The sequence below is a fragment of the Bradyrhizobium sp. 76 genome (assembly GCF_023073025.1).
In the GTDB taxonomy this organism is placed as follows: domain Bacteria; phylum Pseudomonadota; class Alphaproteobacteria; order Rhizobiales; family Xanthobacteraceae; genus Bradyrhizobium.
The window spans coordinates 670,584-696,048 of the sequence record NZ_JADPIS010000035.1; the positions used below are offsets into that span (position 1 = coordinate 670,584).

General features: G+C 64.5%; 25 protein-coding genes. 14 read left to right on the plus strand and 11 right to left on the minus strand.

Annotated elements, in window-relative coordinates:
• Positions 1–6 precede the first annotated feature (6 nt).
• From IVB48_RS10935 to IVB48_RS10955, 5 genes are all read left to right on the plus strand, one after another.
• Entirely contained in the window at positions 7–2,070 is a 2,064-nt protein-coding gene (locus tag IVB48_RS10935) for a hypothetical protein (RefSeq protein ID WP_247399904.1), read from the plus strand.
• A gap of 280 nt (positions 2,071–2,350) precedes the next feature.
• The gene (locus IVB48_RS10940) at positions 2,351–3,106 is read left to right on the plus strand and encodes an alpha/beta hydrolase (RefSeq protein ID WP_247399906.1); all 756 of its coding nucleotides are present in this window, start codon (positions 2,351–2,353) and stop codon (positions 3,104–3,106) included.
• Entirely contained in the window at positions 3,049–3,357 is a 309-nt protein-coding gene (locus tag IVB48_RS10945) for an alpha/beta hydrolase (protein ID WP_247399908.1), read from the plus strand. The genes IVB48_RS10940 and IVB48_RS10945 overlap by 58 nt, the downstream gene beginning before the upstream one ends.
• Before the next feature lie 227 nt (positions 3,358–3,584).
• Positions 3,585–3,989, plus strand: coding sequence for a DUF2946 domain-containing protein (locus tag IVB48_RS10950; protein ID WP_247399910.1), 405 nt, complete (start codon positions 3,585–3,587; stop codon positions 3,987–3,989).
• A 149-nt stretch (positions 3,990–4,138) separates the two neighbouring features.
• Complete coding sequence (locus tag IVB48_RS10955) at positions 4,139–6,499, plus strand: TonB-dependent receptor (RefSeq protein ID WP_247399912.1); 2,361 nt, start codon at positions 4,139–4,141, stop codon at positions 6,497–6,499.
• Between the two features lie 245 nt (positions 6,500–6,744).
• On the opposite strand, the gene IVB48_RS10960 is transcribed toward IVB48_RS10955, so the two are convergent.
• Both IVB48_RS10960 and IVB48_RS10965 read right to left on the minus strand, forming a co-directional pair.
• Entirely contained in the window at positions 6,745–7,260 is a 516-nt protein-coding gene (locus IVB48_RS10960) for an N-acetyltransferase (RefSeq protein WP_247399914.1), read from the minus strand.
• On the minus strand, positions 7,257–8,429 hold the full coding sequence (locus IVB48_RS10965; RefSeq protein ID WP_247399916.1) for a hypothetical protein: 1,173 nt from the start codon (positions 8,427–8,429) through the stop codon (positions 7,257–7,259). The genes IVB48_RS10960 and IVB48_RS10965 overlap by 4 nt, the downstream gene beginning before the upstream one ends.
• 112 nt (positions 8,430–8,541) lie before the next feature.
• Here IVB48_RS10965 and IVB48_RS10970 point away from each other — a divergent pair, with 112 nt between their 5' ends.
• Both IVB48_RS10970 and IVB48_RS10975 read left to right on the plus strand, forming a co-directional pair.
• The gene (locus IVB48_RS10970; RefSeq protein ID WP_247399918.1) at positions 8,542–9,297 is read left to right on the plus strand and encodes a glycosyltransferase family 2 protein; all 756 of its coding nucleotides are present in this window, start codon (positions 8,542–8,544) and stop codon (positions 9,295–9,297) included.
• A gap of 64 nt (positions 9,298–9,361) precedes the next feature.
• Positions 9,362–9,742, plus strand: coding sequence for a DUF2304 domain-containing protein (locus IVB48_RS10975; RefSeq protein WP_247399920.1), 381 nt, complete (start codon positions 9,362–9,364; stop codon positions 9,740–9,742).
• Between the two features lie 10 nt (positions 9,743–9,752).
• On the opposite strand, the gene IVB48_RS10980 is transcribed toward IVB48_RS10975, so the two are convergent.
• Positions 9,753–10,244, minus strand: coding sequence for an NUDIX domain-containing protein (locus tag IVB48_RS10980; protein WP_247399921.1), 492 nt, complete (start codon positions 10,242–10,244; stop codon positions 9,753–9,755).
• Positions 10,245–10,324: 80 nt separating this feature from the next.
• On the opposite strand from IVB48_RS10980, the gene IVB48_RS10985 reads away from it, so the two are divergent.
• A complete protein-coding gene (locus tag IVB48_RS10985) occupies positions 10,325–11,206 on the plus strand; it encodes a metallophosphoesterase (protein WP_247399923.1) in 882 nt (293 codons plus the stop codon).
• A 128-nt stretch (positions 11,207–11,334) separates the two neighbouring features.
• Here IVB48_RS10985 and IVB48_RS10990 read toward each other — a convergent pair whose 3' ends face one another.
• The 3 genes from IVB48_RS10990 to IVB48_RS11000 form a co-directional block, all read right to left on the minus strand.
• Positions 11,335–11,889, minus strand: a complete 555-nt coding sequence (locus IVB48_RS10990) for a hypothetical protein (protein ID WP_247399925.1) — start codon at positions 11,887–11,889, stop codon at positions 11,335–11,337.
• Between the two features lie 199 nt (positions 11,890–12,088).
• The gene (locus tag IVB48_RS10995) at positions 12,089–12,295 is read right to left on the minus strand and encodes a hypothetical protein (RefSeq protein ID WP_007595122.1); all 207 of its coding nucleotides are present in this window, start codon (positions 12,293–12,295) and stop codon (positions 12,089–12,091) included.
• 30 nt (positions 12,296–12,325) lie between these two features.
• Positions 12,326–13,957, minus strand: a complete 1,632-nt coding sequence (locus IVB48_RS11000) for an isocitrate lyase (RefSeq protein WP_247291313.1) — start codon at positions 13,955–13,957, stop codon at positions 12,326–12,328.
• 230 nt (positions 13,958–14,187) lie between these two features.
• Between IVB48_RS11000 and IVB48_RS11005 the strand changes: the two genes are divergently transcribed.
• Positions 14,188–15,633 carry a short-chain fatty acyl-CoA regulator family protein gene (locus IVB48_RS11005; RefSeq protein WP_247357049.1) on the plus strand — a complete coding sequence of 482 codons (1,446 nt, stop codon included), beginning with the start codon at positions 14,188–14,190 and terminating at the stop codon, positions 15,631–15,633.
• A gap of 110 nt (positions 15,634–15,743) precedes the next feature.
• Here IVB48_RS11005 and IVB48_RS11010 read toward each other — a convergent pair whose 3' ends face one another.
• Entirely contained in the window at positions 15,744–16,037 is a 294-nt protein-coding gene (locus tag IVB48_RS11010; protein ID WP_007607017.1) for an antibiotic biosynthesis monooxygenase, read from the minus strand.
• A 229-nt stretch (positions 16,038–16,266) separates the two neighbouring features.
• On the opposite strand from IVB48_RS11010, the gene IVB48_RS11015 reads away from it, so the two are divergent.
• Together IVB48_RS11015 and IVB48_RS11020 are read left to right on the plus strand one after the other, a co-directional pair.
• A complete protein-coding gene (locus IVB48_RS11015; protein ID WP_247291315.1) occupies positions 16,267–17,073 on the plus strand; it encodes a hypothetical protein in 807 nt (268 codons plus the stop codon).
• A 163-nt stretch (positions 17,074–17,236) separates the two neighbouring features.
• Positions 17,237–17,578, plus strand: coding sequence for a hypothetical protein (locus tag IVB48_RS11020; protein WP_027568547.1), 342 nt, complete (start codon positions 17,237–17,239; stop codon positions 17,576–17,578).
• Positions 17,579–17,772: 194 nt separating this feature from the next.
• Here the strand turns inward: IVB48_RS11020 and IVB48_RS11025 are convergent, their stop codons facing one another.
• Positions 17,773–18,414, minus strand: a complete 642-nt coding sequence (locus tag IVB48_RS11025; RefSeq protein WP_026232851.1) for a tetratricopeptide repeat protein — start codon at positions 18,412–18,414, stop codon at positions 17,773–17,775.
• A gap of 134 nt (positions 18,415–18,548) precedes the next feature.
• On the minus strand, positions 18,549–19,481 hold the full coding sequence (gene htpX / locus IVB48_RS11030; RefSeq protein ID WP_247399928.1) for a zinc metalloprotease HtpX: 933 nt from the start codon (positions 19,479–19,481) through the stop codon (positions 18,549–18,551).
• Between the two features lie 186 nt (positions 19,482–19,667).
• Between htpX and IVB48_RS11035 the strand changes: the two genes are divergently transcribed.
• The 3 genes from IVB48_RS11035 to IVB48_RS11045 all read left to right on the plus strand — a co-directional run bounded on the left by IVB48_RS11035 (position 19,668) and on the right by IVB48_RS11045 (position 23,022).
• The gene (locus IVB48_RS11035; protein ID WP_247399930.1) at positions 19,668–20,969 is read left to right on the plus strand and encodes a lytic murein transglycosylase; all 1,302 of its coding nucleotides are present in this window, start codon (positions 19,668–19,670) and stop codon (positions 20,967–20,969) included.
• Positions 20,970–21,234: 265 nt separating this feature from the next.
• On the plus strand, positions 21,235–21,738 hold the full coding sequence (locus tag IVB48_RS11040; protein WP_247291322.1) for a DUF1993 domain-containing protein: 504 nt from the start codon (positions 21,235–21,237) through the stop codon (positions 21,736–21,738).
• A 183-nt stretch (positions 21,739–21,921) separates the two neighbouring features.
• On the plus strand, positions 21,922–23,022 hold the full coding sequence (locus IVB48_RS11045) for an alkene reductase (RefSeq protein WP_247399931.1): 1,101 nt from the start codon (positions 21,922–21,924) through the stop codon (positions 23,020–23,022).
• Between the two features lie 187 nt (positions 23,023–23,209).
• On the opposite strand, the gene IVB48_RS11050 is transcribed toward IVB48_RS11045, so the two are convergent.
• Together IVB48_RS11050 and IVB48_RS11055 are read right to left on the minus strand one after the other, a co-directional pair.
• Positions 23,210–24,952, minus strand: coding sequence for an ABC transporter substrate-binding protein (locus IVB48_RS11050; protein WP_035962951.1), 1,743 nt, complete (start codon positions 24,950–24,952; stop codon positions 23,210–23,212).
• Between the two features lie 127 nt (positions 24,953–25,079).
• On the minus strand, positions 25,080–25,409 hold the full coding sequence (locus tag IVB48_RS11055; RefSeq protein ID WP_027568539.1) for a DUF2160 domain-containing protein: 330 nt from the start codon (positions 25,407–25,409) through the stop codon (positions 25,080–25,082).
• Between the last annotated feature and the right edge of the window lie 56 nt (positions 25,410–25,465).

The following is a 25,465-nucleotide window of genomic DNA, read 5'->3' on the forward strand; positions in this document are numbered from 1 at the left end:
ATCGATATGAATTACGGCATCGCATTCACGCCGCTGGTTCCCACGATCGTGCTGTGGCTCGCGCTGGCCGCGATCGTCGTCATCGCGCTGGTGCTGCTGCTGGCGCGTGCGCGCGGCGCCGCCGTGCGCGTGGCCGCGCTGGCGCTGTTCCTGCTGGCGCTCGCCAATCCCTCCTTCACCCGCGAGGACCGCGATCCCCTCACCTCTGTCGCCGCAATCGTCGTCGACAAGAGCCCGAGCCAGAATTTCGGCAATCGCAATCGCGAGGCCGCTCAGGCGCAGGAAGCGCTGGTCGACAGCCTGAAGAAGATCAAGGGGCTCGAGGTCCGCGTCGTCGATGCCGGACAGGCCGACGGCGAGACCGACGGCACCAAGCTGTTCGGGGCGCTGGCCTCAGCCTTGTCGGACGTGCCGGTCGACCGCGTCGCCGGTGCGTTCCTGATCACCGACGGCCGCGTCCACGACATTCCGGCCAACGCCGCCGGGCTCGGCTTCCAGGCGCCGGTGCACGCGCTGATCACCGGGCAGAAGGACGAGCGCGACCGCCGTATCGCGGTCATCGCCGCGCCGCGCTTCGGCATTGTCGGGCAGCCCCAGACCATCACCTACCGCCTCGACGACCAGGGCGTCAGCGGCGAGCGCGCCAAGGTCACGGTCCGCAGAGACGGCGAGGTCATCAACGAGCGCACGCTTTCGAGCGGCCAGGCGGCAAGCGTCGAGGTCGACATCAAGCATTCCGGGCCGAACATCGTCGAGATCGAGGCCTCGCCGCTCGAGCGGGAATTGACGCCGGTGAACAACCGCGCCGTCGTCGCCATCGACGGTGTGCGCGACAAGCTGCGCGTGCTGCTGGTCTCGGGCGAGCCGCATTCCGGCGAGCGCACCTGGCGCAATCTGCTCAAGTCCGATGCCAGCGTCGATCTCGTCCACTTCACCATTCTGCGGCCGCCGGAGAAGCAGGACGGCACGCCGATCAACGAATTGTCGCTGATCGCGTTTCCGACCCGCGAGCTGTTCCAACAGAAGATCAACGAATTCCAGCTGATCATCTTCGACCGCTATGCCCGCCAGGGCGTGCTGCCGATCGCTTATTTCGACAACATCGCACGCTACGTGCGTTCCGGCGGCGCGGTGCTGGTCTCGGCCGGCCCGGACTACGCCTCCAACACCAGCATCTGGCGCACACCGCTGGATTCGGTGCTGCCGGCCGAACCGGTCGGGGTGACGGAAAAGCCGTTCTACGCGCATCTGTCCGACGTCGGCAAACGCCATCCCGTCACGCGTGGCCTCGAGGGCTCGGCCTCCGAGCCGCCGCGCTGGAGCCGGTTCTTCCGCACCGTCGAGACCCGCAATGCGGTCAACCCGCCCGTCATGACGGGCGTCGACGGCAAGCCGCTGCTGTTCCTGTCGCGTTTCGGCGAGGGCCGCGTCGCGCTGCTGCTCTCCGACCACATCTGGCTGTGGGCGCGCGGCTATGAAGGCGGCGGCCCGCATCTCGATCTGTTGCGGCGGATGTCGCACTGGCTGATGAAGCAGCCGGATCTGGACGAGGAAGCGTTGCGCCTGCAGGTGCAGGGCAAGAATCTCGTGGTGGTGCGCCAGACCATGGCGGACAGCGTTCAGCCGGTGAGCGTGACCTCGCCGTCCGGCGTGTCGCGCGACCTGACGCTTGCAGCCGGCGATCCCGGCGAATGGCGCGCCAGCCTGCCGGCGAGCGAGCTCGGCCTGTGGCAAGCCACCGACGGCACGCTGAAGGCGCTGATCAATGTCGGCCCGACCAATCCGAAGGAGTTTTCGGAAGTCACCTCCACCACCGAGACGTTGAAGCCGCTGACGCAGGCGACCGGCGGTGACGCCGTGCGCGTGGTCGACGGCGCCAGCGTCGAGCTGCCGCGCATCCTGCCGGTCCGGTCGGCGAGCGTCTTCCATGGTGACGGCTGGATGGGCGTGCGGATGCGCGACGCCAGCGTCGTGAAGGGCGTCGGCGTGCTGCCGATCTTTGCCGGCCTGATCGGGCTGTTGCTGCTGCTCGGCGCGTTTGCTGCAACCTGGGTCCGTGAAGGGCGCTAGGCGGCTTACGGGCCAGCATGGCCGAGCTTACCCGCCTCCCTTCGCTTCCGTTAGTTGGATAAACCCCATCGTCCCTTCTTCGCCGGAAGCTCCAGAGCGCCTTCGCCCCCGAACCCGGTCGAATGTAGGCGTTGGGAAATCTGGAGGCGGTTCTTCCTCGACCATGGGCAGGCGTGTCCCTGTCCGGGCATCGCCCGCAGCGGACAAGAGCAGTTCTGAACGCAGCCTTCGCAGCACCCAAACAGCGCGGGCGTTCGATGAGAAGCGGAGTTACTCGATCATGACAGACCCACTTCACCAGCGCACGTTCAGCTCGCGTCGTCAGACAACGCGCTACATCGAGTGCGGGCCGGCCGACGGACCGTTGATGATCTTCGTCCATGGCTGGCCGAGCATCAGTTTGATGTGGCGCGCGCAGATGGACGCGTTTGCCGCCGACGGTTGGCGCTGCGTCGCTCCCGATCTGCGGGGCTACGGCGGCTCTTCCACGCCCGCAGCCAACGACGCCTATACCATCGAGGAAATCGTGACGGACATGGCCGAACTCCATAATCACCTGGGCAGCAAGCCTGCGATCTGGGTTGGCCACGACTGGGGCTGTGTTGTGGTCGGTGAGTTGGTCGCGCATCAGCCAAAGCGCAGCCGCGGAGTCGTGCTGACCTCGCTGGCATATCAACCCGACGGGCACGCCCTGCGCACAGTCGTCCCGCTGGTCGACCGAACAATCTATCCGGCTGACCAATATCCGGATGGCCAATGGGATTACTACCGTTACTACACCACGCACTTCGAGGCGGCAGTCGCCGACCTCGATGCAGACTTGGCAGCATCGCTGGCGTCGATCTTTCGGCCAGGCGACCCCGCCGGCATCGGCAAGGTTTCGCCGAATGCGATGGTCACGCGCAATGGAGGGCGCTTTGGCGCCGCGCACCGCCGACTGAGCCCGATCCCGCTCTCTGGCCGCCGGCGGATTTCGACGTGCTGGTGCAGACGGTCAAGACTCATGGCTTCCGCCCATCCTGCGCGTGGTACCTGAACGACGACGCCAACATCGCCTATGCGCGCAAAGCACCCAGTGGCGGCCGCCTGTCGCAGCCGGTGCTGTTCGTTAACGGCGACTTTGATCAGATCTGCAGCATCATCGGAAATCGCCAAGGTGACCCGATGCGCGCGGCCTGCCCGGACCTGACCGTGACGAGCATGCCAGCAGGGCACTGGCTGCCGCTGGAGCGCAAGGCAGAACACATCGAGGCCATCCGCACCTGGCTCCAGAGCAAAAACCTCTGATGCCGCCTCCTCGCGCTGGCACTGAGTCAATCAATCGCGTCCCCGTAGCCATTCGTTAGGTCCTCAGCCTAGATCTTTCAGTTGCCCGCACGACACGGCGAGGAGCCGGCCCGCTCGGTTCGGCTCGACAGCGGTTGACATCCGCTGACTGATCGGGCGATGTTACATTATAACATCGCGGAACGCCGAGGGGATTGGCACCTGGCGATGTGGGGTGACGTTTCCAGATGAAGTGGTTCCGGTCGAATATCAGGCACGGCGCCCGGCTCGCGATCTTCGCGATGCTGGTGCAGTTCGCGCTGACGTTCGGCCACAGCCATTGGTTCGCCCAGGCGGCTCCCCTCACTCAGTCCTCGCTTCAGCAGACCGACAGCCCCCAAAGCCTTGCCTCGATTGACCGCGCGGCGGTCGAGAGGCAATCGCCGTTGGCTCCCGACCGGGAGCACCCGGGCGAGGACAATTGCGCGATCTGCGCATTGGTCGCAATGGCCGGCACCGTCATGTTCGCGGCGCCGCCTGTGTTGTTGTTGCCGCAGGCGATCGACCTGCTCTACCGCACCACCGACGCCGAATTCGTCCACCTGAAATCGGCCGGCACGGCATTCCAGCCCCGCGCCCCTCCCGCGTCCTGACTTCCAACAACGCTTGATCACGCCTGGACTCGCCGCAAATCGGCGCGTGCCCGGGAGCAGTTGAAGTCGAATTCCGTCGCCCAGCGACGGCAGGCCGCCTCCGATCAGCAGACGAACATTGCGGACGGCGCCTGACTGGAATCAGGACCATGTCATTCAAATTGCGGCGCGCGCAGCGTCTTGGTGGAGCAAGCCTGCTCCTGCTCGGCGCCGCCACCTCGGCGCTGGCCGAGGATAAATCATCGACCGAGATCCCCGCCGTCACCGTGACGGCCCCGAGTCCCATCGTGCGCAGGGCGGTGGTGCCGACCCGCAACCCGGGCCGACCCACGCGAACCGCGCGGGCACGCAGCCACGAACGCGCGGCGGACGCCACGCCGGCAGCCGCGGCGCCGGCCGCACCTCAGCAGGGCGTGCTGCCCATCGTGACCAACCAGTTCGCGACCGTCACGGTGGTGCCGAACGAAGAGATCCGCCGCGAGGGCGGCGGCCAGCTCGGCGATCTCCTGTTCTCCAAGCCCGGCATCACCGGCTCGAGCTTCGCGCCCGGTGCCTCCAGCCGGCCGATCATCCGGGGGCTCGACGTCAACCGCGTCGGCATCGTCGAGAACGGCACCAATGCCGGCGGCGCCTCCGATCTCGGCGAGGACCACTTCGTCCCGATCGATCCGCTCGCGACCAACCAGGTCGAGGTGGTGCGCGGACCGGCCGCGCTGCGCTACGGCTCGACCTCGATCGGCGGCGTCGTCAGCGCCACCAACAACCGGATTCCGGATGCGCTGCCGAACTGCGGTGCCCAGCCGTTCCAGAGTTTCGGCCTGCCGGTCAAGGCGCCGCTCGCGAGCGCCGCGACGTCGCCTTGCATCACCGCCGAGACGCGCAGCGCGTTCAGTTCGGTCGACCGCGGCGTCGAAAGCGGCGTGCTGCTCGACACCGGCGGCGGCAATTTTGCCTTCCATGCCGACGTCTACGGGCGCAACACCACCGACTACAGCATCCCGAGCTACCCATACCTCGCCGACCAGACCCGGCCCGTCGCCAACGGACGCCAGCCCAACTCGGCGACGCGCTCGGACGGCGCCTCGATCGGCGGCTCCTACTTTTTCCAAGGCGGCTATATCGGCGCGGCGATCACGCAGAACGACGCGCTCTACCACATCCCCGGGATCGACGGCGCCGACCACAACACGCGGATCGACGGCCATCAGACCAAGATCAACGTCAAGGGCGAGTACCATCCCGACGTTACGGCGATCGACGTCGTTCGCTTCTGGGCCGGTGCGACCGACTACCGACACAACGAGATCGGGCTTGCCGATCCTGCCAATCCCAACACCGACGGCGTGCGGCAGACTTTTACCAACAAGGAGCAGGAGATCCGCACCGAGGTGCAGCTGATGCCGTTCAACGCGCGCTTCGCCGAGGTGACGACGGCGCTGGGCTTCCAGGTCGGCCATCAGGAATTGAGCGCGCCGAGCCCGGACAATCCGGGCACGCTGTTCAACGGCCTGTGGGACCCGAACAACAGCACGCGCGTTGCTGGCTATGCTTTCAACGAGTTCAAGTTCACGGACGCGACGCGGGCGCAGATCGCCGGCCGCATCGAGCATGTCGAGCTGCACGGCACGACGCCGGATTTTCCCGCCGACTTCCTGCCGGACGGCACGCCGCAGGCGGGTATCGGCCGCAATCCGTCCTTCACGCCGAAGAGCGGCAGCATCGGCCTGTTGCAGGACCTGCCGGGCGGCCTGGTCGGCAGCATCACCGCGCAATATGTCGAGCGCGCGCCGAAGGCGGCGGAGCTGTTCTCGCGCGGTGCGCATGATGCGACCGCGACCTTCGACATCGGCAACCCCAACCTCGGCATCGAGACCGCGAAGTCCGTCGAGGTCGGCCTGCGCAGGGCGACGGGGCCGTTCCGGTTCGAGGCGACCGTCTACTACACGCACTTCAACAACTTCATCTATCGCCGTCTCACCGGCGTGATGTGCGACGAAGATTTTGCCTCGTGCGGCACGCCCGGCGCCGAGGTGAACCAGGCGGTCTATTCGCAGCGCGACGCGAACTTCCGCGGCGGCGAATTCCAGTCGCAGCTCGACGTCGGTGCGTTCCAGGGCGGCATCTGGGGCCTCGAGAACCAGTTCGATGTGGTCCGCGCCACCTTCACCGACGGCACCAACGTGCCGCGCATTCCGCCGCTGAGACTGGGCGGCGGCGTGTTCTGGCGCGACGACAACTGGCTGATGCGGGTCAATCTGTTGCACGCCTTCGCTCAGAACAACGTCGCCGTCATCGCGGAGACGCCGACGGCGGGCTACAATTTGCTGAAGGCCGAGGTCAGCTACAAGACCAGGCTCGACCGCAACTGGTTCGGTGCGCGCGAGGTGACGACGGGTATCGTCGGCAACAATCTGCTCAACGAGAACATCCGCAACTCGGTGTCCTACACCAAGGACCAGGTGTTGATGCCCGGCATCGGCGTGCGGGCGTTCGCGAACTTCAAGTTCTAGGCTTGCTCGTGTCGGGGACCTCAGGGCCCCGACACATACCGTCATTGCGAGCGCAGCGAAGCAATCCAGGCTGCCTCTGCGGAAAGATTCTGGATTGCTTCGCTGCGCTCGCAATGACGGAATGTGCGGCGCCGTTGCGCTTCTAGTTCGCACCGTTGTAGTCCGGATGGAGCGAAGCGTAATCCGGGGCAGTTCATCTGTAGCGGCAGTTTCCCGGATTGCGCTGCGCTCCATCCCGAAACCACTTACCCTCGTGCCTTGCTCCAGTCCGGACCGACCGCGCCCGACACACCCTCGAAGGCGCCGTCGACGAGCTCGAACACCAGTATGCGGGCGGCGTCAACTGGGCCCGGCATGGTGACGCGGCCCTTGGCGACCTGCTTGAAGCCGACGCGGCTGTAATAGGGCTCGTCCCCGACCAGCAGCACCAGTCGGTGACCTTTCCCCTTCGCCTCCTTCAGCGCACGTTCCATCAACAGACGGCCGACCCCGCGGCTACGGAACGGCGGCTCGACGGTCAGCGGTCCGAGCATCAGCGCCGGCGTCTCGCGGATCAGGATCGGCAACTGCCGGACCGAGCCGACCAGCAGCGTGCCGATGCGGGCGGTGAAGGAGAGCTGGAGCAGATGGTCGACATGCTCGCGGATACGATAGGCGCTGAGCACGAAGCGGCCGGGGCCGAAGGTGCGCTCGTGCAGCCGTTCGATCGCCCGGGCATCGCCAGCAACTTCGGGAAGAATGGAAAGTGAGAGATCGGTCATGTTACCGGGCGGGATAACATCTCGGACGCCCGCGGTCCATCCGCCTCGCGGGCGATGAAACCGCGTGCCGGGTTGCGGGTGAGGACGGCCACAAACAGCAGTGTCCAGAGCGACAGCATCAAGATCGGGATGATGTAATACTGCGTGAAGACCGGGTGCGTGGCAAAGAACGCAATGTTCAGCGCGAGATTGCCGGCGACCAGCAGCGCGAGTTTCCTGACGCCGGAATGATTCGCGAAGCGCCACAGCAGCGCGGTTCCGACGCAGGCGATCACGACCAACGGGAACTGGGTGTCGCGGAGATAGGCGCGCAGGACGGCAGGATCCAGACTTGGCGCAGCGGTATCCTGGCCGCCATAGGCCGAAACCAGTGGATTGCTAGAGTTGACCAGGTTCGCCGCGAACACCGGCAACAGGCCGACGAGAAACGCGAGGCCCAGCGTAAGGCCGGCAGCAAAGGTCTCGCGGGTGCGCCAGATCAGGAAGGACAGGCCGAAGAACAGGAAGTAGCCGGCCGACAGAACCACGTTCGCGATCCGAAAGCTTGCGGACAGACCAAGCAGAACGCCGACAGCCGCGACTATCAGCAGGCGGCGCCGACCTTCATCGACGAACAGTCTTGCGGTGAGCAGCCCCGCCAGCGCGCAGACAACCATGGTCGGCGCCATCGAATAGCTCGCCTTGGTCGGGTTGATCATGAAGTAGATCGAGAGCGCGCCGAATAACGCGGCGAACGTCAAGGCGCCCTTCTCACGCGCTCGCCAGAGCCCGTACAGTGTAAAGCCTGCAATGATCACATTGGCCGCCACATAGAGCGGAACGACCTGGAACCCTTCCGGGAATAGCGCCAGCACGAAGCCCGTGCCCGGCGGGGGCGTCATCACCTGCTTGCTGCCGTCGGCAGTTTGGGTGTGGCAGGGCGCCCGCGTCCGATCATTCCAGTCCGGATAATCGATGCTGCGCAGCTTGGCGGCGAGATAACCGTCGGTCTCACGGGCAAGGCTGGTGTCGAGCCCCTGCCAGCCGAAGCGCTGGAACAGATGCGCCTGCCTGAGATAGCAGATGTCGTCATAGACGCCGCGGCTCTCGCTCCACTGCGAGATCAGCCGAACGTTGCTGGCCAGAATTGCCAGAAACACAATTGAAAAAAAGACTTTAACAGCTTTCATCGGCGTTCACCGGGCGGCCCCGCGCAGCTTAAAATGGCCCTCGCCTGTACAGGAAAAGCACTGGCAAGTATAGCAGGGTGGGGATTCTGGAGGTGAAGCCGACGTGACCGACATGAGCTTGGGTTCAACCGACACGCGCCATACCGGCGGCGCCGCGCCGCAACACGGCGCGTCGCGAATTCTGCTCATCATTCCCTGCTTCAACGAGGAGGCTTCGATCGGCGGTCTCCTGAGCGAGATCGCGGCGACCGGCCGCGGCTACCACACTTTGGTGATCGACGATGGCTCGTCTGATGCGACATCCGCGGTGGCAAGCGGCCGTTCGCCCGTCGCCCGCCTCGTGCAGAACCTCGGCATCGGCGGCGCCGTCCAGACCGGCATCAAATACGCGGCGCGACAGGATTTCGATTTTTGCATCCAGATCGACGGCGACGGGCAGCACGATCCGCGGACTATCGAGACGCTGCTGAACGCCTATCGCAAGGACCCGGCCAACATTACCATCGGAAGCCGCTTCATCGACAATGCTGGCTTCTGCTCCACACGCATGCGCCGCATCGGCATCAGGCTGATCGGGTTTGCACTCAACGGTCTCTTCACGGGCGGCCGCATCACCGATCCGACCAGCGGCATGCGGCTGCTCGACCGCTCCGCCATCACCTTCTTCGCCAACGCGTATCCTGCGGATTTTCCCGAGCCGATCTCGTTGGCCTGGGCGATGCGCGCTGGCCTGACGGTCAGCGAGGTCCCCGTCGAGATGCGGGCGCGGGAGACCGGGGTCAGCTCGATCGACGGACTGAAGTCGGCGAGCTACATGATTCGCGTCCTCGGCTACATCCTGCTCGCGCGTCTGGTGAGGTCGCCATGACACCTGCGCTCCTCCATGTCGATCTGCGACTTCATCACGCGTTGAACATCTTGAGGGGGCGCCAGTGACAACCATCCTTCCGAGCGTAGAGACCGTCGTCGTCATCTCCGCCTTTGCATTGATCTACATGCTCGTGCTGCTGCGCAAGACGCTGCAAGGCAAGTTCGATCTCTATGATTTCCTGCTGCTGTCCATGGTGGCGATCCTCCCCGCGGGCTTTGCGTTGTTTCCAAGGCTCGCTTATCTCGTCAGCCATTTGACCGGCGTCGTGTTTCCCTTCGTCGTGATGTTCGGCGTCCTGTTCGTGGTGGTCTTCGCTTTCATGCACAACATGACGGCACGGCTGCACAGGCTTGAGCGGCAGAACTGCGCGTTGATCCAGGAGCAGAGCCTGCTGGCGTTGGAGCTACAGGCAAAGGAGCGGAGCAGCCGGTCCGTCGGTTGAGCTATTCCGGTCATCGCCACGTCGCAATCCGCGGCCTGTCGTGCAGGACTTCCGCGATCCGCAGCCGCGTGCCTGGCGTGGTCCCCTCGGGCAGCGCGGTGACCGCGAAGAATCCGCACTCGGCGATCTCGCGATTGGGCGCGGGCAGGCGATCCTGCTTGAACTGCCTGACGACGTAGACCGCGACGTGGTCGCGGCGGGAGACGTGGCTGTTGAGGAAGATCCCGTGCAGCACGGCATCGCCGGTGAGATCGATATCCCCCTCCTCCTTGAGCTCGCGGCGCATTGCCTGCTCCATGGTCTCGCCGAGATCGACGCCGCCGCCGGGCAGATACCAGCCGGTGACGTAGCTGTGCCTGACCAGGAACACCCTGGTGTCGGCATCCAGCACCACGGCGCGGACACCGAGCGTCATGCCGCGGATCAGCAGAAAATAGGCGTGGAAGATTCGCCGCAGCAGCGGCTCGAATCTCCGTCGGACGCCGTTCAGACCTTCTCCCATCGGGCTCCCTTGATGCCCCGCTTGCACGTAGCCTGCGACCTTGCCATTACAGCGGGCGAATAGCGAGGCAATCGCCCCCCATGGCCCCCTTCACGCTCGCCCATCTGTCCGACCCGCATCTGCCGCCGCTGCCGAAGCCGCGATTGATCGAGCTCGCCGGCAAGCGCGCGCTCGGCTATGTCAACTGGACGCGCAACCGTCACAAGTACCAGCGCCGCGAGGTGCTCGACGCACTTGTCGCCGATTTGAAGGCGCAAGGTCCCGATCACATCGCGGTCACAGGCGATCTCGTCAATCTGGCGCTGGAGGCGGAGTTCGCGCCTGCGCGCGCCTGGCTCGACGGCGTCGGTCCGCCCGACCGCGTCACCACGATTCCCGGCAATCACGACGCCTATGTCCGCGCCACCTTTCATCGGTTCGGCGAAACCTTCGCGCCCTATCTTGCGGGTGACGATGGCCGTATCGGCTTTCCGAGCCTGCGCCGGCGCGGGCCGCTCGCGCTGATCAGCCTGTCCACGGCGGTGCCCACCTTGCCGTTGATGGCGACAGGCACGCTCGGACGCGATCAGCTCGCGTCCCTCGAAGAGGTGCTCGAACGGCTCGCGACTGAAGACGTCTTTCGCGTGCTGCTGGTGCATCATCCACTGAAGTCCGGCGCGCGCCACAAGCGGATGACCGACTCCACCGGGCTGCTGACGCTTTTGAAAGGCCGCGGCGTCGAGCTGATCCTGCACGGGCACGACCACATTCATTCGACGATGTGGTTCGAGGGACCCAACGGCAACATTCCCGCAATCGGCGTGCCCTCGGCCTCCGCGCTCGCGCACGGGCGCACCCCGGCTGCGGCCTACAATCTGTTCGCGATCGAGAAGGACAACACCGGCTGGCGTTGCGAGCAGACGGTGCGGAGCCTGGGGGCTGGATTTCAGATCGGGCAGATCAAGCATGTCAGATTGATCTAGTCCCACGCCGTCATTGCGAGCGAAGCGAAGCAATCCAGAGTCCCTCCGCAGAGGCAGCCTGGATTGCTTCGTCGCCAGCGCAAAATTGCTTCGCAATTTTGTCGCGGGCTCCTCGCAATGACGACGCCTCACCAGCTCCGCAGGGCCGCGAGCACGGCAACCCCGAACAGCGCGGCGGCGCCGAGCACGAACCCCAGCACGAATGGCCAGAGGCGCGAGCGGCGCCGCGGCTGCGCGGCCTCGGGCTTCGGCTCGGGCGGGACCACCATCGCATGCTCGCGCTCGATCATGCGGCGGGCGACATAGTCCGTGACGGCCTCGACGATCACAGCGGTGTCGTGCGATTCGGCGAGCACGATGCGGCCGAAGCGAGTGTCCTGCACGAAGCGGTACATCCGCTTGTCGCGTCCCATCGAGATGTGCGCGACGACGTCGATCCAGAGCCTGGGCGTATCGCCCTGGCTGATGCCGCGGTCGAACAGGTCGATCTTGTCAGGCACCTGCGCGAACAGGGGATCGAGCGAATCGTCGAGGATCTCGAGCCGCGCCACCTCGGCATCGCGCAAATCGACGACGACGCCGGTCCGGTCGGCGGCCTCGATCCGCGCGCGCAACAGCGCATCGCGCAGCCGCACCGGGCGCGGCTGGCTGGGATGGATCCCGCTGGTCTCGGGCTCTGACATTGGCGGCCTCGTCCTCACTTGGCCGGATTAACCTATCAGCAACCAAAGTATCCGCAAAGGCCCTACAATTCCAGTTACTTACGGTGCCCACAGGTCGTTCACCTGTGCGAAAAACAGACGATCCCACCCGGCTTGCGCCGGATGGGACCCTCCGTCCTTGGACGTCTTCTTATTCAGATTGTCATGTTAGTCCACATTGTCAGGCCGAGACCCGCGACGGCTCTTCCACGATCGAGAAGCGGACGCCGGCCTTGTGGCGGTTCTCTTCCGAGACCGAGCGCCAGGCGTCCTCGGCCTCCTTGCGGGTCTTGAACGGACCCTGCACCTGGGCCGAGCCTTCCACGAGCTTGTGGAAGTTCATCGAACCGAACTCGCCGCCGATCACCCAGAAATTGCTGTTGGTCATTGTCAGTCTCCTGTCGATTAGCGTGATGCGTTAGCCGAACTGGTTCATCGTGTTGTGGGCGCCGCCCGCCTTCAGGGCAGCCTCGCCGGCGAAGTATTCCTTGTGGTCGTCGCCGATGTCGGAGCCGGCCATGTTCTGGTGCTTGGCGCAGGCGATACCCTGACGGATCTCGGCGCGCTGGACGTTCTTGACATAGCCGAGCATGCCCTGGTCGCCGAAATATTCCTTCGCCAGATTGTCGGTCGAGAGCGCCGCCGTGTGATAGGTCGGCAACGTGATCAGGTGGTGGAAGATGCCGGCACGCTTGGCCGAATCCGCCTGGAAGGTACGGATGCGCTCGTCGGCTTCCTTCGCCAGCGGCGTATCGTCGTATTCCACCTTCATCAGCTCGGCGCGATTGTACTTGCTGACGTCCTGGCCCGCTTCCTTCATCGCGTCGTAGACCTGCCAACGGAAGTTGAGGGTCCAATTGAACGAGGGCGAGTTGTTATAGGCCAGCTTCGCGTTCGGAACCACCTTGCGGATCCGGTCGACCATCTTGGCGATCTGCTCGATATGCGGCTTCTCGGTTTCGATCCAGAGCAGGTCGGCGCCGTTCTGCAGCGAGGTGATGCTGTCGAGGACGCAGCGGTCTTCGCCGGTGCCCGGGCGGAACTGATAGAGATTGGAGGGCAGCCGCTTCGGACGCATCATCTTGCCGTTGCGGTTGATGATGACGTCGCCGTTGCGGGCGTTCTCCGCCGTCACTTCCTCGCAATCCAGGAAGCTGTTGTACTGGTCGCCGAGGTCGCCGGGCTTGTGGCTGACCGCGATCTGCTGGGTCAGGCCGGCACCGAGCGAGTCGGTGCGGGTCACGACGACGCCGTCTTCGACGCCGAGTTCGAGGAAGGCGTGGCGGCAGGCCCGGATCTTGGCCAGGAACACCTCGTGCGGCACGGTGACCTTGCCGTCCTGGTGGCCGCACTGCTTCTCGTCCGAAACCTGGTTCTCGATCTGGAGCGCGCAGGCACCCGCCTCGATCATCTTCTTGGCGAGTAGATAGGTCGCCTCCGCATTGCCGAAACCGGCGTCGATGTCGGCGATGACAGGCACGACATGGGTCTGGAAGTTGTCGATCTTCTCGATCAACTCCTTCTCTCGGGTCTTGTCGCCTTCCTTGCGGGCCTTATCGAGGTTGCGGAAGATATCGTTCAGCTCGCGCGAGTCGGCTTGACGCAGGAAGGTGTAGAGCTCTTCGATCAGCGCCGGCACCGAGGTCTTCTCGTGCATCGACTGGTCCGGCAGCGGGCCGAACTCGGAGCGCAGCGCCGCGATCATCCAGCCGGACAGGTACAAATAGGTGCGATCGGTCTTGCCAAAGTGCTTCTTGACCGAGATCAGCTTCTGCTGGGCGATGAAGCCGTGCCAGCAGCCCAGCGACTGCGTGTACTTGGTGGGATCGCCGTCATAGGCGGCCATGTCGGCTCGCATCAGCGCCGCGGTGTAGCGGGCAATATCCAAGCCGGTCTTGAAGCGATTCTGCAGGCGCATGCGGGCGACGGCCTCGGCCGACACCCCGTTCCAGGTCGGCTGGGTCTCCAGGAGCGACCGGGCCGCCTCGACCTCACTCTGGTACGAGGCGGGGGCCTGGAGGGTGCTGATGCCACGGGGCTGGTAATTCATGTGCCTGATCCTTTCGCTGACGATGGCCACCAGCCATCGACATTCTTGACAATGCATTGCGAGATGCGTGTCAGAAGCTAAACGCGAGAAAGCTCAGCTCGTACAGTAGGCTTGTATTTGAATGGTGATGTCATGTAACATCGGTACCTGCGCTGTATGTAACTTTGTAAATCTTGTAAATTAATTAGGTCAATAAGCCTGCCCTTGATTCTCTCTCCGGAGACCTGAGAATGCCCGCCGGTTCCAGCAAGAAGCTCTTCGTCGGCCCGCGCTTCCGGCGGATCCGGCAGCAACTGGGGCTGTCGCAGACCCAGATCGCCGAGGGGCTCGGGATCTCGCCGAGCTATGTCAATCTGATCGAGCGTAACCAGCGTCCGGTGACCGCCCAGATCCTGCTGCGGCTGGCCGAAACCTACGACCTCGACCTGCGCGACCTCGCGAGCGCCGACGAGGATCGCTTCTTCGCCGAACTCAACGAGATCTTCTCCGACCCGCTGTTCCGCCAGATCGACGTTCCCAAGCAGGAATTGCGCGATCTCGCCGAGCTTTGCCCCGGCGTCACCCATGCGCTGCAACGGCTCTATGCCGCCTATACCGAGGCCCGCCAGGGCGAGACGCTGGCCGCGGCACAAATGGCCGACCGCGACGTCGGCACCCGCTATGAGGCCAATCCGGTCGAGCGCGTCCGCGAGCTGATCGAGGCCAACCGCAACTACTTTCCGGAACTCGAGCAGGCCGCGGAGACTCTGCGCGACGAGCTGAACGTGCCAGCCGAAGAGCTTTATGCGGCGCTGGCGGCGCGGCTGCGCGAAAAGCATTCGATCCAGACCCGCATCATGCCGGTGGACGTGATGCGCGAGACGCTGAGGCGCTTCGACCGTCACCGCCGCCAACTCCTGATCTCCGAACTGGTCGACCCGCCCGGCCGCGCGTTCCAGCTCGCCTTCCAGCTCGGCCTCATTGAATGCGCGCAGCATCTGGAGACCATCATCGGCCGCGCCGGCCCGCTCGACGACACACCGCGCCGCCTGTTCCGCATCACGCTCGGCAACTATTTCGCGGCCGCCGTGATGATGCCCTACCCGGCTTTCCTGGCTGCGGCGGAAGCGTTGAATTACGACATCCATCTGCTGGCGCAGCGCTTCAATTCCGGTTTCGAGCAGGTCTGCCATCGGCTCACCACCCTGCAGCGGCCGAACGCGCGCGGCATCCCGTTCTTCCTGCTTCGTGTCGACAATGCCGGCAACGTCTCGAAGCGATTTTCATCGGGCACGTTCCCGTTCTCGAAATTCGGCGGCACTTGTCCGTTGTGGAACGTGCACTCGACCTTCGACACGCCTGACCGCCTGCTGAAGCAGGTGATCGAGCTCTCCGACGGCACGCGCTATTTCTCGATCGCGCAGATGGTGCGCCGCCCCGTCGCGCCGCACCCGCTGCCGCAGCCGCGCTTCGCCATCGGCCTCGGCTGCGAGATCCGTCACGCCGCGCGCCTCGTCTACGCTGCCGGCATCGATCTGGAGAAAACAGAGGGCACGCCGATCGGCGTCAACTGCCGTCTCTGCGAGCGCGAAAACTGCGCCCAGCGCGCCGAGCCGCCGATCACGCGCACGCTGATCCTGGACGAGACGACGCGGCGGGTGTCGAGCTTTGCGTTCTCGAATGCACGGGAGTTGTGAGGAGCGTATTTACCCCTTCGTCATTGCGAGCGAAGCGAAGCAATCCAGACTGTCTCCGCAGTGACAGCCTGGATTGCTTCGTCGCTTCGCTCCTCGCAATGACGAAGGACTTACGCCAGCGTATGCACGATCACCGGCCCGGCGGCGGCGCGGGCGTCGCCTGCAAGCAACGCGCCGAGATCCTTCTCGATCCAGGCGATCGCACGCCGGTTCGCCTCCTCCGCCTGCTCGAACTTGTCGAAGATCGAAATCGCCGTGACCGTGTCGTCGCCGGCATAGACGACGTAATAGGCGCGGAAGCCGTCGACGTCGCTGATGATCGGAACGGCGCCTTCCTTGATACGGCGCGCCAGCTCTTCGGCGCTCCCGCTTTTTGCCTTGGCCTGACGGATGGCGGCATACATGGCATCCTCCCTTCCGGCTATCTGGTTTGAGGGCTTGGTGCCCGGACCGCATGCTACGCCGAAGCGCGCGGGCAATCCACGCTTGGTTAACCCGGCGCTAATTCAGTTCCGCGATCCGCAACGATCGATTAAGCACACCTCAACATCGCTGCCTTAGTCTCGCCCCACTCACTTTTCGCAAACAACGGCGGCTTATCCTGCCGCGTGAAGTGACATCAGGGGGTTCATCATGCGCATTGCGTTGCTGCTGACCGCGACCATTGTCGGCGCGCTCTTTGCCAATCCGTCCCATGCCGGACCGCTGGATGCGTCCGCCGGCGCAGCGCAGGCGTTACCGCCGGGCTTCCAGAGCTACCGCGGCTACATGTTTGACCTGTCGGAGAATTCCGACCGCAAGGATGTCGACAAGCTCACCGACAATGTGAAGAGCCAGATCGACGTGGTCGAGGCTGCCGGCCTTTCGCCGCGAGTGCTGCGCTTCTTCCGCACCGTCCCGATCATCGCCAGCGAGCTCGCCTGCCTCGACGAGGGCGCCGCGACCGCCTGCTACGGCCGGGTCACGCCCGACATCCAGCGCACCGCTCCCCGCACGCTGACGGTCTGGGACCCCAACAAGCAGCGCTGGAGCAATCCGAACGCCGTCGACCTCGCGGTCGATTCCGGCCTCGGCGTGATCATGCTACGGCCGGACATGATGCGGTACGAAAAGGAAGCCGTGCTGCTGCACGAGCTCCTGCACGCCTACCACGCGCGGCTGTTGCCGGACGGCTACGCCAACAAGGGCGTGATCGGCTATTACGCCTACGCCAAGTCCAAGGATCTCCTGCCCAAGGAATCCTACGCGCTGAAGAATCACATGGAATTCTTTGCCGTGACCGCCAGCATCTTCCTGGCCGGGAAGAGCGAATTCCACGACCCGAAGTCGCGCGAGGCGCTCAAGGAGAAGCTGCCGGACTATTACAAATATCTGGTGGGCGTGTTCGGCTTCGACCCCGATCCGGCAGCGACAAGCGGCCCGGTCGCCTCGCTGAAGTAAGGCAAAAAACGCCAAACCAAGCCAGAGAGCCGCGCGCGTAGCGCGGCTTTTTTGTTTTGGTCACCGGAAGCTGCGGATGACGCGCGGCCGGGAATTGCCAAGGCGGGGCCCGATCTGCATAGTCCGCCCGCATCGATATTGTTTTCGAAGAGGATAGAACAACATGGCGGACGCCGACCTGGATGTCGTGATCCGGCAACTGGCCAGACAGCTGCATACGGGCCTGATGTCCCGCGCCAAGGAGCGGCGGGATCGATTCAACGGCCTTGCGGCCAAGGCCAAGAGCAAGGAGACCGGCGACCGCTTCAAGATGATGGCCAAGGCCACCATGGAGCAGGCCATCGCCGCCGCCAAGCGCCTGCAGATGTCCGCCGACAACGTCGCCGACAGCTACGCGCGGTCGATGCGGATTGCCGCCAGCACACCGGTCGCGGTGAAGGTGGAGAAGAAGCCCGCCAAGGAGAAGCCGGTGAAGAAGGCGAAGAAGGCCAAAGCCAAGAAGTAGGCGCGCACTTTCTTCCTTCTCCCCTTGCGGGAGAGGGTGGCGCGAAGCGCCGGATGAGGGGTTGTTTCCGCGAATTCAACTGCAGCAGGCTCACGCGCGGAGAGATACCCCTCACCCGTCTCGCCGCTTCGCGGCGAGCCACCCTCTCCCACAAGGGGAGAGGGTTGCAGCGGCGCACGCAGCTCTAGATATCTCTACCGCCCTGGCGCGGCGAGCCGGGTCGGCTCGGCGCTCGCCAGTTCGGCGAGTTTTGCGCGCGCTGCATCGCGGGTACGGGCATCCTTGCCGGCCGGCAGCGCCAGCGCGGCCTCGAAATCGGCGCGCGCCTCATTTGCCTGGCCGCGGGCGAGGAAGGCGAGGCCGCGGTCGAGCCGAGGCTGCGCATCCGAGGGGTCGAGGCGGACCGCGGTGTTGTAGCTCAGAATCGCGCGATCGAGATCGCCGGCGGCCGCGAGCGCGAGACCGCGCTGGTGATAGGGCGCGGCGTGCCTGGGATCATGCGCGATCGCCTCGTCGTAATCCTCGATGGCAAGTTCGAGATCGCCATTCTGCCGGCGCGCCAGTGCCCGATCGCGATAGAGCGAGGCGCGGTTGGGATTGAGGTGGATGGCCTCGTCGAAATCCGCGATCGCCCGCCGCCAGTCGCCGTGGCGCAGCGCGATCCGTCCGCGCCCCTCATAGGCGAAAGCGATCAGCGAGCCGCGCAGCGGCGAGAAGCCGATCACCGCCGAACAGATGTCGGGCTCGTCCTCGTCTCCGCAATTGACGACGGTGTGCGTGGAGAGGCCAATCAGCACGCCCACGACGATCAATAATGGTACTGCAGCTTTGGTCATCTTCGACGGTGGCAGGCGGAGAGCCGGCCACGCATCCCCTTTCGCAGGAACTGTCACGGCAGGGTGTTAACACCGGCCGGGACCGTCCTGTGTGCGACAGGTCACAAAGCGCGCAAATTAGAGCCGCTGCTGCGTCAGCCCCAAGGCCCGCGCGAGGACGAGCGACCCCACGGGCTCCGCGGCGGATAGTTCTCATTGGCGCCGACCGACGGCGACGCCTGCGCGCCAAGCTCGGCTGCGAGCTGCTGAAGCGCCGCGATGCGATTCTGCGTCGAGGGATGGGTGGCGAACAAATTGTCGACGCCGTGGCCCGACAGCGGGTTGATGATGAACATGTGCGCGGTGGCGGGATTTCGCTCCGCCTCGACATTCGGGACCTGATGCGCAGCGCCTTCGATCTTCACCAGCGCCGATGCCAGCCACATCGGCTGACCGGCGATGCGTGCGCCGAGATTGTCCGCGGCGTATTCGCGCGTGCGACTGATCGCCATCTGCACCAGCATGGCGCCGATCGGGGCGAGGATCATCATCAGGATCGAACCGACGATGCCCGGACCATTGTTGTCGCGGTTGCCTCCGAAGAACATGCCGAACTGCGCCAGCATCGAGATCGCACCCGCAATGGTCGCGGTCACGGTCATCAGCAGCGTGTCGTGGTGCTTGATATGGGCAAGCTCGTGCGCGATCACGCCGGCGAGCTCCTCGCGGCTGAGCTGGCGCATCAACCCGGTGGTGACCGCGACCGCGGCATTCTCCGGATTGCGCCCGGTGGCAAAGGCGTTGGGCTGCGGCTCGTCCATCAGGAACACGCGCGGCATCGGCAAGTGGGCGCGGCCCGCAAGCTCGGCCACGAGCCCGACCAGCTCCGGCGCGCTGCCGCGGTCGACCTCATGGGCGCCATACATGGACAGCACCATCCGGTCGGAGTTCCAGTAGGTGAAGAGATTGGTCGCCGCGGCAATGACGAGCGCAATCATGGCGCCGCCGGCACCGCCGATCAGATAGCCAACGCCCATGAACAGAGCGGTGAGGCCTGCGAGCAGCATTGCGGTACGAAAATAGTTCATGGCCGTCTCCCGGGGCCGGCCGTGGCCGCTGGAGGGATTGCGGGCCGGCAAGCATGAGGTAGGGATGACCCCGGCCCGCCCGCAAGGTTTCCGGGTGCGTCGCGGAGCCGCGGCACTGGTTTGAAGTCAATCGTTCCATTAAGCTTGGCCAAGAATCCAAGCGTCTCCTCCCCTTGCGGAAACCTCATGCTCCAGACCCGATTTGCGATCGCGGCCGCCGCCCTGCTCACGCTCGCCCTTCCCGCCTCTGCCCAGTTCGCTCCGCCACCCGCAAAGCCGGCGGCCGCCAGAGCCACCGCGCCGTCGCCGCGCGCGGCGTCGTGCCACAACGGGGCGAACTTCGATCGCTTCCTGGCCGACGTGAAACAGCAGGCCGTTGTCGCCGGCGTGTCGCAGCGGACGATCGCGGCGGCCTCGCCTTACCTCGTCTACGACCAGGGCATCGTCAATCGCGACCGCGGCCAGCGCGTGTTCGGCCAGCTCTTCACCGAATTTGCCGGCCGCATGGCCGCGCCCTATCGCATGCAGAACGGCCAGCAGCACATCAAGCAACATGCGGCCGCGTTCGCGCGCGCGGAGAAAGAATACGGCGTGCCGCCGGCGGTGATCGCCGCGTTCTGGGGACTGGAGAGCGACTTCGGCGTCAACATGGGCAATTTGCCGACGCTGAAGTCGCTGGTGTCGCTGGCCTATGATTGCCGCCGCTCGGAGATGTTCGTGAACGAGGCCATCGCCGCGCTGAAGATCATCGACCGCGGTGATTTGCATCCCGACGAGATGGTCGGCTCCTGGGCCGGCGAGCTCGGACAGACCCAGTTCCTGCCCGTGCATTACGTCAACTATGCCGTCGACTACGACGGCGACGGACGTCGCGATCTCCTCCGCAGCGAGGACGACGTGATCGGCTCGACCGCGAACTACATCGCCAACGGATTGAAGTGGCGGCGCGGTGAGCCGTGGCTGGAAGAGATCAAGGTGCCGCAAAACCTGCCCTGGGATCAGACCGACCTCACGGTGCAGCTGCCGCGCTCGAAATGGGCGCAGCTCGGGGTGACCTATCCCGACGGGAGGCCGCTGCCGACCGACAATCTTGCCGCGTCGGTGCTGCTGCCGATGGGTCGGAACGGGCCGGCCTTCATGGCGTACCCGAATTTCGCGGCATACACCGAGTGGAATAACTCGCTGATCTATTCGACCACCGCAGGTTATCTCGCCACCCGCATCGCGGGCGCGGCTCCGATGCGAAAGCCGTCCACACCGGTCGCGCAGCTGCCGTTCAACGAGCTCAAGCAATTGCAGCAGCTTCTGGTCCAGGCCGGCTTCAATGTCGGTAAGGTCGACGGCGTGCTGGGCCAGCAGAGCCGCGCCGCAGTGAAGGCGATGCAGATCAAATACGGTCTGCCGGCCGATTCCTGGCCGACCGCGGAGCTTTTGGCCCGGATGCGCGGTGGCACGGCGCAGGCGCAGCCTGCGGCGACGATCCGCTAAGCACTAGAATCGCAGTCATGCCCCGCGAAAGCGGGGCATCCAGTACGCCGCGGCCTCTCCATTCAATCACAGCTGCCCCGGAGTACTGGATCGTCCGGTCAAGCCGGACGATGACAGCGAGGTATGGCGCTGACAGCACCACAAGCCCGCTCGGTAGAATTTTCGCACTGCACAAGCCCCTTTTGCAATTGTATTTTTCCATGAGGTTCCCATGTGAGTGGCTCAGGTTTCTCCTGAGATTTCCCACCACAAGAGCGAGCATCACATGTCCTTCCACGACGCCGTCGTTCCCGCCTATTTGCAAATGCTGAACAGCCTGACCGGCCTGCTCACGAAAGCCGAGGCGCATTGTGCGGCCAAGAAGGTCGATCCCGCCGTCCTGCTCGGCTCCCGCTTGTTTCCGGACATGCTGCCGCTGTCGAAGCAGATCCAGCTGGTCAGCGATTTCGCAGCCAAAGGTTGCGCCCGGCTGACCCATAGCGAAGTGCCCTCCACAGCAGACACCGAGACCAACTTTGCGGAATTGAAGCAGCGGCTCGCCAAGACCATCGACTACGTGAAATCGTTCAAGCCCGAGCAGTTCGAGGGCGCCGACACCAAGGACGTCACCTTCCCGGCCGGCCCCGACAAGTCCATCACCATGAAGGGCCAGCAATTCCTGAGCGCGTTCTCGCTGCCGAACTTCTATTTCCACGCCGCGACCGCCCACGGCCTTCTGCGCCACGCCGGCGTCGAGGTCGGCAAGCGCGATTTCCTCGGCGCGAACTAGTACCCGATTATTCAGGCGGCCGCGGCGGGAGATCGAATCTGCTGCCGCGGCTGAAATTGGACATGCTTTATGCTGCGAGGCTCCGCTGCGCATCTCGCCTGCAGTTTCCGTATGGCTCCTCCCTTGCGCTGATTGCCGCGATGCACAAATGTTCCGGATCTCTCACCGCCTGGAAGCATTCTCATGAGCCGTTCGACCAAATTGTTTGAGACCTACAAGCTCGGCCCGATCACACTGGCCAACCGCTTGGTGATGGCGCCGCTGACGCGCAACCGCGCCGCGCCCGGCACGTTCGTACCGAGCCCGCTTACGGCGGAATATTACGGCCAGCGCGCTTCCGCGGGCCTTCTGATCACCGAAGCGAGCCAGGTCTCGCAGCAGGGCCAGGGCTACCAGGACACGCCCGGCATCTACTCCAAGGAGCAGGTTGCCGGCTGGCGCAAGGTCACCGATCAGGTGCACCAGCGCGGCGGCAAGATCTTCATCCAGCTCTGGCATGTCGGCCGCATCTCGCATGTCGACCTTCAGGCCAATGGCGCAGCCCCGGTGGCGCCGAGCGCAATCCGCGCCAAGGGCAAGACTTTCGTCAACGGCGGCTTCGCCGACGTCTCCGAGCCCCGCGCGCTCGAGCTCTCCGAAATTCCAGGCATCATCGACGATTTCAAGCGCGCCACGAAGAACGCGCTCGAGGCCGGCTTCGACGGCGTCGAGATCCACGGCGCCAACGGCTATCTGCTCGAGCAGTTCGCCAAGGACGGCACCAACAAGCGTACCGACGCCTATGGCGGCTCGATCGAGAACCGCGCGCGGCTGATGCTGGAAGTCTCCAGGGCCGTCGTCGCCGAGGCCGGCGCCGAGCGCACCGGCATCCGCATCTCCCCGGTGACACCGGCCAACGACATCTCGGAATCGAACCCGCAAGCCCTCTACGACCATATCGTCGACGGTCTCGCCGCGCTGAAGCTCGTCTATCTCCACGTCGTCGAAGGCGCCACCGGCGGTCCGCGCGACATCGCGCCATTCGACTATGCGGGCCTGCGCAAGCGCTTCCCCGCGGCCTACATCGCCAACAACGGCTATGATTTCGATCTCGCCAGCAAGGTGCTGGACGCGAACGCGGCCGATCTCATCGCCTTCGGCAAGCCGTTCATCTCCAACCCCGATCTCGTCGAGCGGCTGAAGACGGGCGCGACGCTGAACGATTGGGACAAGAATACCTTCTACGGCGGTGGCGCGGAGGGATACACGGACTACCCCGCGCTGGCGGCCGAACCGGCGGAGTAAGGCGTCGTCGTCGCTCCATCCTCGGTCATTGCGAGGAGCGAAGCGACGAAGCAATCCAGACTACGTCCGTGGAAAGACTCTGGATTGCTTCGCTTCGCTCGCAATGACGGTGGAAGCAAAATCCACGACAATAAAAAGAAAAAAGGCCGGGATTGCTCCCGGCCTTTCGTCGTTATGTTGATGTGCCTTACTGCAGCGAAGCGCGCTTCGGGGGCTGGGCCGGCCACGACTTGATCAGGGTGTCGTAGTCGACCGTCTCGCCCTTCGGCTTCTCGTTGGCGAGCTTGCGCTGGGGAGCAATCGTGCCGTCCTTCTGGGCCTTGGCGAACCAGTACTCGGCCGTCTCCTTCTTGTGCAGCTTCGGACCGCAGGCGCCCTGCACGCCGGACTTCTCCAGACGCTCCATCACGGAGTCCTGAGCAGCGGCGAGCGAGTCCATCGCGGCTTGCGGCGTCTTCGCACCGGACGACGCATCGCCGATGTTCTGCCACCACAGCTGCGCCAGCTTCGGGTAGTCGGGCACGTTGTTGCCGGTCGGGGTCCACTGCACGCGCGCGGGCGAGCGGTAGAACTCGATCAGGCCGCCGAGCTTCGGCGCACGCTCCGTGAACGACTTGTCCCAGATGTCGGATTCACGGATGAACGTGAGACCGACATGGCTCTTCTTCAGCGAAACCGTCTTGGAGACGATGAACTGGAGGTAGAGCCAGGCCGCCTTGCGGCGATCCGCCGGGGTCGACTTCAGCAGCGTCACCGAGCCGGCGTCCTGATAGCCGAGCTTCATGCCTTCCTTCCAGTACGAACCGTGCGGCGAGGGGGCCATACGCCACTTCGGCGTACCGTCCGCGTTCATCACGGCAATGCCCGGCTTCACCATGTCTGCGGTGAAGGCGGTGTACCAGAACATCTGCTGGGCGATGTTGCCCTGCGCCGGCACCGGACCCGACTCGGAGAAGGTCATGCCCTGCGCCTGCGGCGGAGCATACTTCTTCATCCACTCGAGGTACTTGGTGATCGAGTAGACCGCGGCCGGACCGTTGGTGTCGCCGCCACGCTCGACCGATGAGCCGACCGGACGGCAGCCTTCCATGCGGATGCCCCATTCGTCGACCGGCAGACCGTTCGGGATGCCCTTGTCGCCGTTACCGGCCATCGACAGCCAGGCGTCGGTGAAACGCCAGCCGAGCGACGGGTCCTTCTTGCCATAGTCCATGTGGCCGTAGACCTTGACGCCGTTGATCTCCTTGATGTCGTTGGTGAAGAACTCGGCGATGTCTTCATAGGCCGACCAGTTCACGGGCACGCCGAGCTCGTAGCCATACTTGGCCTTGAACTTGGCCTTGTAGTCGGCGTTGGTGAACCAGTCGTAGCGGAACCAGTAGAGGTTCGCGAACTGCTGGTCGGGCAGCTGATAGAGCTTGCCGTCCGGCGCCGTGCCGAATGACTTGCCGATGAAGTCGTTGACGTCGAGCATGGGGTCGGTGACGTCCTTGCCCTCGCCGGTCATGTAGTCCGACAGCGCGATGGTCTGGCCGTAGCGGAAATGCGTGCCGATCAGGTCGGAATCGTTGATCCAGCCGTCGTACACGTTCTTGCCGGACTGCATCTGGGTCTGCAGCTTCTCGACCACGTCACCTTCCTGGATGATGTCGTGCTTGAGCTTGATGCCGGTGAGCTCGGAGAACGCCTTGGCCAGCGTCTGCGACTCGTATTCGTGGGTCGTGATGGTTTCGGAGACCACGTTGATCTCCATGCCCTTGAAGGGCTCGGCGGCCTTGGCGAACCACTCCAGCTCCTTCTTCTGGTCTTCCTTCGACAGCGTCGAGGGTTGGAATTCCGCGATCCACTTCTGGATCGCGGCGTCGTCGGCGGCGCGCACCGGCGCCGAGACGGCCAGCGACACCGCGACGATGGCGGCGACGCTGGACATCGTCAGAAAGCTATTCTTGGTCAATGGACGTTCCCTTCTCCTAAACTGCCGCATGTTATTCCTCCGTTGCAGCGACAAACTTTTTACAGGCCCGGGTTGGTCCCGGATCTGGCCGTTCCTTCGCGGGCTAGACCGTGCGGAAAATGAGTACGGCCGTGGCCAGCGAAATTCCTGATGCGATCCAAAGGCGCGAAATTTCAAGTCCGTCCTCGCCGATCGGCAGCGTGGCGAGGGCGTCGGTGCCGGCGAAGGCGATCCACAGCAAGTGGATGACCGCTGCCGTGATGAGGGAGATGAACAGGCGGTCGCCGCGCGTGGTGGGGATGCGCAGCACGCCGACGCGCTCGGCTTCGGGATAGGCCACCCCAAGCCAAGTCATCACGGCGAGCGTGCAGGCGAGCGCAACAAAGAAGATTGCCGTCGGCGGCGTCCAGGCCATCCATGCAATAGCTTCCATGCTCTTACTCCTTGCGCATGATCTGGTCCGAAAACCGGTTTCCACTTTTCGGGATC

Bases quoted from the DNA above. Each gene is read 5' to 3' on its own strand.
- IVB48_RS11045 (WP_247399931.1), top strand. From the start codon at position 21,922: ATGAGCCGTTCGACCAAATTGTTTGAGACCTACAAGCTCGGCCCGATC.
- htpX (WP_247399928.1), bottom strand. From the start codon at position 19,481: ATGAACTATTTTCGTACCGCAATGCTGCTCGCAGGCCTCACCGCTCTG.
- IVB48_RS11010 (WP_007607017.1), bottom strand. From the start codon at position 16,037: ATGTATGCCGCCATCCGTCAGGCCAAGGCAAAAAGCGGGAGCGCCGAA.
- IVB48_RS11015 (WP_247291315.1), top strand. From the start codon at position 16,267: ATGCGCATTGCGTTGCTGCTGACCGCGACCATTGTCGGCGCGCTCTTT.
- IVB48_RS10935 (WP_247399904.1), top strand. From the start codon at position 7: ATGAATTACGGCATCGCATTCACGCCGCTGGTTCCCACGATCGTGCTG.
- IVB48_RS11035 (WP_247399930.1), top strand. From the start codon at position 19,668: ATGCTCCAGACCCGATTTGCGATCGCGGCCGCCGCCCTGCTCACGCTC.
- IVB48_RS10950 (WP_247399910.1), top strand. From the start codon at position 3,585: ATGAAGTGGTTCCGGTCGAATATCAGGCACGGCGCCCGGCTCGCGATC.
- IVB48_RS11005 (WP_247357049.1), top strand. From the start codon at position 14,188: ATGCCCGCCGGTTCCAGCAAGAAGCTCTTCGTCGGCCCGCGCTTCCGG.
- IVB48_RS10965 (WP_247399916.1), bottom strand. From the start codon at position 8,429: ATGAAAGCTGTTAAAGTCTTTTTTTCAATTGTGTTTCTGGCAATTCTG.
- IVB48_RS10990 (WP_247399925.1), bottom strand. From the start codon at position 11,889: ATGTCAGAGCCCGAGACCAGCGGGATCCATCCCAGCCAGCCGCGCCCG.
- IVB48_RS10980 (WP_247399921.1), bottom strand. From the start codon at position 10,244: ATGGGAGAAGGTCTGAACGGCGTCCGACGGAGATTCGAGCCGCTGCTG.
- IVB48_RS10985 (WP_247399923.1), top strand. From the start codon at position 10,325: ATGGCCCCCTTCACGCTCGCCCATCTGTCCGACCCGCATCTGCCGCCG.
- IVB48_RS10960 (WP_247399914.1), bottom strand. From the start codon at position 7,260: ATGACCGATCTCTCACTTTCCATTCTTCCCGAAGTTGCTGGCGATGCC.
- IVB48_RS11055 (WP_027568539.1), bottom strand. From the start codon at position 25,409: ATGGAAGCTATTGCATGGATGGCCTGGACGCCGCCGACGGCAATCTTC.
- IVB48_RS11040 (WP_247291322.1), top strand. From the start codon at position 21,235: ATGTCCTTCCACGACGCCGTCGTTCCCGCCTATTTGCAAATGCTGAAC.
- IVB48_RS11020 (WP_027568547.1), top strand. From the start codon at position 17,237: ATGGCGGACGCCGACCTGGATGTCGTGATCCGGCAACTGGCCAGACAG.
- IVB48_RS10995 (WP_007595122.1), bottom strand. From the start codon at position 12,295: ATGACCAACAGCAATTTCTGGGTGATCGGCGGCGAGTTCGGTTCGATG.
- IVB48_RS10970 (WP_247399918.1), top strand. From the start codon at position 8,542: ATGAGCTTGGGTTCAACCGACACGCGCCATACCGGCGGCGCCGCGCCG.
- IVB48_RS11000 (WP_247291313.1), bottom strand. From the start codon at position 13,957: ATGAATTACCAGCCCCGTGGCATCAGCACCCTCCAGGCCCCCGCCTCG.
- IVB48_RS11025 (WP_026232851.1), bottom strand. From the start codon at position 18,414: ATGACCAAAGCTGCAGTACCATTATTGATCGTCGTGGGCGTGCTGATT.
- IVB48_RS11050 (WP_035962951.1), bottom strand. From the start codon at position 24,952: ATGTCCAGCGTCGCCGCCATCGTCGCGGTGTCGCTGGCCGTCTCGGCG.
- IVB48_RS10955 (WP_247399912.1), top strand. From the start codon at position 4,139: ATGTCATTCAAATTGCGGCGCGCGCAGCGTCTTGGTGGAGCAAGCCTG.
- IVB48_RS10940 (WP_247399906.1), top strand. From the start codon at position 2,351: ATGACAGACCCACTTCACCAGCGCACGTTCAGCTCGCGTCGTCAGACA.